The 2,463-nt window shown below is 47.1% G+C and carries 3 protein-coding genes; all 3 read right to left on the bottom strand.

Translation table 11 applies throughout. The features are described from left to right. Positions 1-949, bottom strand: a 949-nt coding sequence (locus tag QTN94_RS19560; RefSeq protein ID WP_331428604.1) for a LysM peptidoglycan-binding domain-containing protein, incomplete at its 3' end; no start/stop codon positions are given. After that, on the bottom strand, positions 946-1,839 hold the full coding sequence (locus QTN94_RS19555; RefSeq protein WP_331428603.1) for a DUF4123 domain-containing protein: 894 nt from the start codon (positions 1,837-1,839) through the stop codon (positions 946-948). The genes QTN94_RS19555 and QTN94_RS19560, both read right to left, overlap by 4 nt. Continuing rightward, the coding region (locus QTN94_RS19550) for a bacteriophage T4 gp5 trimerisation domain-containing protein (protein ID WP_443088815.1) at positions 1,836-2,463 on the bottom strand (628 nt) is incomplete at its 5' end. The genes QTN94_RS19555 and QTN94_RS19550, both read right to left, overlap by 4 nt.

Genomic DNA, 2,463 nt, shown 5'->3' with positions numbered 1-2,463 from the left:
TGGTTAACTTTGCCATCTGGAGAGGATGTTGCGACGTGCTCAAACTCGACATGGTGAGATCGTAAGCAATAGAGAACTCACGGCACAGATCGGTCGCGATACCAATCGCATCAACCAGACAGACCGCGTAGCTATTTTTAGGCGTTTGTGCTTCGTATGGTACGCGTATCCCATTGATATCAGAGACAGGCTCTAAGGCAGGAAACGTCCATTTTAGAACACTCTCTACCACTTGCGTATCGGCTAACAAGTTCTCAATATCATAAAGCGGTCTGGTATCTGGCGCGTTGCCTGCCGCAGCTTGTGCAAAGTCGATACGCTGACCGAGTTTGATAATGGTATCTGGGTTGGCTTGTAAGTTTGATAATCTTAACTCTGATAGTGGCGTAATGCTAAGCCACATGGTGGCTTTGGTTTTCAGTTTTTGCTTTAGAATCGGTAAAGCGGATTTCACTTCTGGAGGCATCTCGCCAAACACACAACGAGCATCTTGGGCGATACCCTCTTGATAAAGCACTTCGATAAGGTACTGATCGTCCTCGTTATAAAAGTAGACGGTATGATCGATGAGCTCTCGAGCAATATAATGATGCTCTTGCATATTGGCTAAGTCGACGCCAACTGACAAGGTCTCAGGGAGTTTTGCTGAGCTATCCTTATCTGCCACCGCATAACGCATCGGTTTTACTGTGAACCATTCATCTCTGAGCGGACACTCTTCGACGACGTTGTCTACCGGTTTTGAACTGGCGACGATGGCCGCATTGGTTGCGGGATCTGAAGTACCAGAAACCAGTACCGCATCCTGTGGGATATGAATGACATCACCGGCACGAATGTTATTCGGATCAGAAATGTTAGGATTCGCGTTCAATATCGCTTTTAAGGTTATGCCGTTTGCGCGCGCGATACCGGTTAAGGTATCTCCTGATTGAATGGTATAGTTCATGGATAGTTCTCCACTGAGTCTCGTGGGTTTTGGGCAAGTGAGATAGATAATTGATTGGCGAGTTTTAAACGTTGCTCTAAGGGAGCTTTAACGTCATGCAGACAAGCCGTTACTTGAGGATAAAGTGAGCTTTTACCTAACACATCGCCAAGTCGGCAAACGATATTGAGGTAATATGTGGCGAATTGTTCGTTGACTTGACCAAGCGATTGTAAGTCAGCCAGTTGCTGCAAAACAAACGCGTGCGTTTCTTGTTTGCTTGCTTGCAGTCTGTCAGGAAAATATGCCTCTATGTGCTGGATAAGTCGCCATGCTGTGTATGCTGTGCTCGCATCACTCAGGCCCTGCCACTCTTCATCGGTAAAGAAGGCTTCTTTTAACGCTTGGGGGGTTTCCAAACACGATTTCGCTTCACCGTATTGCTGGTTAAAAAGGTTTGGTAGCCATAGGTTTTTCATTGGCCCCATCCAAGACTCAAAGCGTGTTTCATCTGCCGCTTTGAGTAAATAAAGCATAATAATGGGGTCATATACACGAGCTAAATTATTTTCTAACCCACCATGCTGACACAAAATGAGTTTCTTCCAGTGTGTTTCGAGATCATCTATAGAAGCGTTGGATTCGAAAATAACCCCATACCGATAAGGCGCAGTGTCATGAGCCCAATCTTGGATTTGTTTTGACCATGTAACAAGGTATGGGCCAATATCCGATACGTTTTGCCAACGTGTATTACGCAATAGAGATCGATACTCGATGGGAGTCGTCAGCTCTCTGCCTAACGTTGCGATGTTAAACTCAAGTTTCGGCAGCAGTGCACCATCGAGAACCATCCAACGGGCTAGCCTTGATACTGGTGGAAGCTCGGTAGAGTATTGGAAAGTTTTCATGACTGAGCCTCCTCACAAGCTCGGCAAATTGGACTGCCGTTTATTGCTGCCTCAAGAACCGTATTTCGTTGTTGCTCTGTGACCAGTGGTGGTTCCATCTCTTGCGGCGCTTGCTGCAACTCTAACCCCATTGGGAGTGCGGCTTGCTGGCCTCCATACCCGCTGCCACTACCCGGGCTACCGCCCGAGTTTAAATTCACGCTAGGGCCAACCAAGCTAGCACCAGACGCGTCCAGTTTTATAAAGCTGCCACCGGCTTTCAAAGTCATTTCAGAGCCCGCTTCGATAACGACCTTCATACCGGCTTTGATGTGGAGTTCATTGCCAATTTCAAAGGCATGCAACTGAGCGATTTTTTGGTGCAGATTCCCTTCCACAATCGAGGTGGCATCTTGTTTGACCAAAGTGCGGCTTTCGCCCTCCACGGTGAGGTTGTGGTGGTTTTTAATCTGAGTGAAGTGGTCGTTATCGATTGTGATATGTTGGTCGTGCTTGACATGAGTGGTCATGTCATTCAGCACTATCGAGTCAAAATCCTTCTGCGCATGAAGATAGACTTGCTCTTGGTCTGCTTGGTCTTCAAAACTCAGTTCGTTAAAGCCTTGTCCTTGGTGGGTCTCACTG

Origin of the sequence: Vibrio sp. M250220 (assembly GCF_036533795.1) — a bacterium.
In the GTDB taxonomy this organism is placed as follows: Bacteria; Pseudomonadota; Gammaproteobacteria; order Enterobacterales; family Vibrionaceae; genus Vibrio.
Note: the sequence above shows the minus strand (reverse complement) of the source record. Positions and strands in the feature narration are given on the sequence as shown.

Excerpts from the sequence above, each read along its gene's own strand:
- QTN94_RS19555 (WP_331428603.1), bottom strand. The coding sequence starts at position 1,839 with ATGAAAACTTTCCAATACTCTACCGAGCTTCCACCAGTATCAAGGCTA.